Origin of the sequence: Actinomadura sp. KC06 (genome assembly GCF_004348735.1) — a bacterium.
In the GTDB taxonomy this organism is placed as follows: domain Bacteria; phylum Actinomycetota; class Actinomycetes; order Streptosporangiales; family Streptosporangiaceae; genus Spirillospora.
In genome coordinates this window covers 1-4,479 of sequence record NZ_SMKT01000311.1, presented here as the reverse complement: position 1 = coordinate 4,479, position 4,479 = coordinate 1, and the positions used below count along the sequence as shown (strand labels likewise).

Annotated in this window: 3 protein-coding genes and 1 pseudogene; 3 read left to right on the top strand and 1 reads right to left on the bottom strand. The window is 73.1% G+C overall.

From position 1 onward, the window contains the following. Positions 1-128 precede the first annotated feature (128 nt). Positions 129-1,343: a hypothetical protein gene (locus E1287_RS42170; RefSeq protein ID WP_165969460.1), complete on the bottom strand. Its 1,215-nt coding sequence runs from the start codon at positions 1,341-1,343 to the stop codon at positions 129-131. A gap of 433 nt (positions 1,344-1,776) precedes the next feature. Between E1287_RS42170 and E1287_RS42165 the strand changes: the two genes are divergently transcribed. The 3 genes and pseudogenes from E1287_RS42165 to E1287_RS42155 form a co-directional block, all read left to right on the top strand. Beyond that, positions 1,777-3,183 (top strand): hemolysin family protein, encoded by a 1,407-nt coding sequence (locus E1287_RS42165; RefSeq protein WP_243719819.1) that lies wholly within the window; start codon positions 1,777-1,779, stop codon positions 3,181-3,183. Then, positions 3,171-4,184: a hemolysin family protein gene (locus E1287_RS42160; protein ID WP_131971570.1), complete on the top strand. Its 1,014-nt coding sequence runs from the start codon at positions 3,171-3,173 to the stop codon at positions 4,182-4,184. Before E1287_RS42165 ends, E1287_RS42160 begins: the two co-directional genes overlap by 13 nt. A gap of 74 nt (positions 4,185-4,258) precedes the next feature. Then, positions 4,259-4,479 (top strand): annotated as a pseudogene (locus E1287_RS42155) (hypothetical protein); the annotation flags it as partial.

The window sequence follows — 4,479 nt, the reverse complement described above, 5'->3', positions numbered from 1 at the left end:
AGTGGAGGCCGACGGCTTCTGCGACGTCTGCGGGGACGGGACGGGTTGTGCGGGTGGGGCCATGCCGCAGACGTCGCAGAAGCCGTCGGCCTCCACTTCGCCGGTGCAGCCGGGCTGGGTGCATCGGTTCATCGGCGGGTCCCCGTCTCGCTTTCGCACGCCCTGACCGCTCGCTGGTACTCCGCGAGCACCGTGGTGGCCCTTCGCAGGTCGCAGGGCGCCGTCCACAGCATGTCGCGGGCCTCCCCGTACAGCTCGGTGAGCTGCTCGTCCTCGACGACGCCCAGCCGGGCGGCCTTCGCCCGGTATGCCTCCAGGCGCCCCCGCAGCTCGCCGCGCCGGTCGAGCAGACCGGCACTGAGACGCAGGTCGCCGCGCGCCCGTTCCAGCGCCTCGTCGGCGGCGCGTTCGAGCTCGGCGAACCGTCCGGCCAGCTCGACCCAGCGGCCCGCCTCGCGGAGCCGTTCCAGGGCGGCGAGCCGGTCGCGGAGCGCGATGCCGAGGCCCTGGGACGGCGCCGGCAGGTTCGGCGACTGGATCTTGAGCAGGGCGGTGGCGTGGGCCTCGCAGGCGCGCCGCTCCGTGGCCTCGACCTCCTCGATGGACGCCGTGACCCGCGCGATGAGCTCCTCGTATTCGTCCCGCATCCGGGCGACGCCGGTGAGCTCGTCTCCCAGCGAGGTCAGGACGGCGCGGACGCGGTCGAGCCGTCCGGTGTCGGGATGGCCGTCCCGGACGAGCGACAGCGGGTCGGTGCGGACGACGCGGCCGAGCGCGGTCAGCTCGCGGCCGATGCGGTCCAATTCGGGATGGCGGGTGCCGTCAAGGCTGTGCGCCAGCCGGGCCGTGTCCCGCCAGCTCTCCTCAACCTCTTCGAGGGGGAGGAGCAGGGCCGTCCAGGCGGCGTCGGCGGCGGCGATCTCGCCCGCGACGAAGTCGTAGGCGTCGGACATCATCGTGACGGCCTCGTCCAGCGTCACCCGCCGTTCCTGCGGGCCGAGCAGCGTGCGGTCCCGCAGCGGGATCTCGCCGTCGGGCAGCTCGACGGACTGGCCCGCGAGCAGCCCGGTCAGCTCGACCAGCGTCGCGGCGTCCGGACGGGGCGAGCGTCCGCGCAGCTCGGACGCGGCGTCCAGGACGCGCTGGTAGGCGTCGAACAGCGCCCACAGCGTCGTCATCCTGGTCTTCGCGTCCTCCCAGCGCCGCCACGTCACCCCGGTGAGCCTGGCGCCTTCGAGGAGGCGGCTGCCCTCGTGCCCGTCGAGGTCGAGGAGGGACGCGGAGATCCGGTCGCGTTCCTCGCGAAGCTTCCGCAGGGCATGGTCGACGCCTTCACGGCTCATGGGCGCGGCAGCCCCGGCCCCGCTCTGCTCCAACGTCAGCCCCGCGATCGCTCTCCAACCATCCCCCTGAGCATGCCCGGTCAGGCGGTCTGGGAGCACGGACCTGCCCAGTATCGGACGTACCCTCTCATACAAGTGTGATCCGTGACACTGAACGAGACAAGCGTCATTCTGCCCCAGATGATCGGCCGCCCGCGACGTCCGGCCGCGTCGCGCGGTCCCGGCGGTCTCGGCGGCCCGCCGCCCGCGCGCGGCGGCCGGGCACGGCCGGTGGCCTTCCGGGACGTAGGCGGGTGACCTCCAGGGACGTACTCTGTGCATCGGGAACCTCGTTGTCCGGGGTGACGTTACGACAGGCAGTCCTGTATGAGAGGAGTGGTGAGTCCGCAGTGTCGGACCCCCTTGATAGACCCGGTGCCCCATGGTGAGTGCGGTGCTGGGAGTGCTCGCGGTGGTCCTTCTGACCGCCGCCACCGGTTACTTCGTCGCCCAGGAATTCGCCTTCGTCGCCGCCGACCGCGCGACGCTCGAACAGGCCGCCGAGCGGGGTGACACGTCCGCCCGGCGTGCGGTCAAGGTCATCGGCAGGCTGTCGTTCATGCTGTCGGGCGCGCAGCTCGGCATCACGATGACGACCCTGGTCGTCGGCTTCATCGCCAAACCCGCGCTCGCGGAGCTGATCCGTCCGGCGCTGGAGGTCGCGGGCGTCCCCGAGGGGGCGACCGGCGCGATCGCGCTCGCCACGGGGTTCGTCCTGGCGACGCTGATCCAGATGCTGCTCGGCGAGCTGTTCCCCAAGAACCTCGCGCTCGCGCGCGCCGAATCGCTGGCGCGCGCGCTGGCCGCGTCCACGCTCGTGTACCTGACGGTGGCGGGGCCGCTGATCAGGCTGTTCGACCGCTCCGCCGACCGCCTGCTGCGCGCCGTCGGCGTCGAGCCCGTCGAGGAACTGCACAGCGGCGCGACGCTCGAAGAGCTGGGCGACATCATTGGCAAGTCGCACATCTCCGGACACCTGCCCGCTGACCTGTCCGGGCTGCTGGAGCGGGCCGTGTCGTTCGGCGACCTCACGGCGGACGAGGTCATGGTGCCGCGCCCGCACGTCCGGACGCTGCCGGCCACCGCGCCCCTCTCCGACCTCGTCGCGCTGATCCGCGAGACCGGGCACAGCGCGTACCCCGTCTACGGGCAGGAGGTGGACGACGTCGTCGGCGTCGCGGGCGTCCGCGAGGTCGCCGACGACGGGCTGGACCCGTCCACCCCGGTCGGCCGGGTCACCCGGCAGGCGCTGCTCGTGCCCGGCAGCCAGCCGCTGTACGGCGTCATCGAGCAGATGCGGGACGCCGGCGAGGAGTTCGCCTGCGTCGTGGACGAGTACGGCGGCCTCGCCGGCATCCTCACCTTCGAGGACGTCGCCGAGGAGCTCGTCGGGGAGATCGCCGACGAGACCGACCGCCGGGAGGACGCCCCCACGTCCGGCCCGGACGGGTCCTGGCTCGTCGACGCGAGCATGCGCATCGACGAGGTCGAACGCCTCACCGGCCTCGACCTGCCCGAAGGCGACGCCTACGACACGCTCGGCGGGCTCGTCATGGCGGAGCTGCGCCGCCTGCCGTGCCCCGGCGACCGCCTCACCGTCGACCTGGACGGCGGGCCGGTCGAGCTGGAGGTCGTCAGCGTCGCCCGCCGCGTCGCCGAGAAGATCCAGATCCGGACGGCGACGGCGTCCGCCCCCGCCGAGCGCCCGGACGTCTCCGACCCGCCCTGCGAGGCCCCCGCCCCCGCGGCCGCTGAAACCGCCGCCGAGGGCGGCACGGTGGAGGCGTCATGGACCCGCTGACCACCCTGCTGATCACCGTCCTGCTGCTGGTCGGGAACGGGTTCTTCGTGGCGGCCGAGTTCGCGCTCGTCGCCGCCAACCGGCCGCAACTGGAGCGCGCCGCCGCCAAGGGCAGCCGTCCCGCGGTCGCCGCCCTCGCGGGCGTCCGCGAGCTGTCGCTGATGCTCGCGGGCGCGCAGTTCGGCATCACGATGTGCTCGCTGGGCCTCGCGATCGTCACCGAGCCCGCGTTCGAGCACTTCCTCGAACCGCCGCTGCACGCGCTCGGCGTCCCGGAGGCGGGCTCGAAGGCCATCGCGCTCGCCTGCGCCCTCGCCGTCGTCACGTTCCTGCACATGGTCATCGGGGAGATGGCTCCGAAGTCGTGGGCGATCACGCACCCGGAACGCTCGGCGCTGATCCTGGCGCTGCCGTTCCGCGCGTTCGCGAAGGTGTCCAGGCCGATCCTGTCGGCGCTGAACGCGGCGACCAACGCGCTGCTGCGGCTCTTCCGCGTCACGCCGAAGGACGAGCTCGACCCGCACACCGACGCGACGCGGCTCAGCCACCTGGTCGGCGAGTCCCGCCGGCTCGGCCTCATCGGACGCCACGACCACGAGCTGCTCCGCCGCGCGATCTCCGCGCGGGAGGCCACCGTCGGGCACCTCGTCGTGCCCGCCACGTCCGTCACCACGATCGGCGCGGACGCGACCGCCGCGCAGATCCGCCGGACCGCCACCGCCAGCGGCCACAACCGCCTCCTGGTCCGCGACCGGGACGGCGCGATGACGGGCATCGTCCACGTCCGGGCCGCCATCACCGAACCCGGCGGCGACCGGCGGGCGGGCGAGCTGGCCCACCCGGCGCCCGTCCTCACGGCGGAGACGACGATCCTGGACGCGGTCAGCCGCATGCGCCGCGCCCGCGCCCAACTGGCCGTCGTGAACGACGCGGACGAGTTCGCCGGAATCGTCACGCTGGACGACCTCCTGGCAGAGCTACTGGCCACCAACCCGCACTGACACAGGCCGCGTACCTGCGACAACACCGCAGTTATCGGGATGCTGCAACGCACTTTCCGGGTCATCGTGGAACCATGAGCACCCACGCCCCGACCCCGGACGACGCCCAGGGCCACGGCCCCATCGTCGGGCCCGAGCACGGCCACAACCCCGCCCAGGGCACCGAACCCACCAAAGGCCACCCACAGAGCAACGCCCAGGGCCACAAACACGCCAACGCCCAAAGCGACAGCCACGGGCACGGCCACGGCCACGGGGGTGGGCACAGCCACGGGCACGGCCAGGGGCACGGGGG

Excerpts from the sequence above, each read along its gene's own strand:
- E1287_RS42170 (WP_165969460.1), bottom strand. The coding sequence starts at position 1,343 with ATGAGCCGTGAAGGCGTCGACCATGCCCTGCGGAAGCTTCGCGAGGAA.
- E1287_RS42160 (WP_131971570.1), top strand. The coding sequence starts at position 3,171 with ATGGACCCGCTGACCACCCTGCTGATCACCGTCCTGCTGCTGGTCGGG.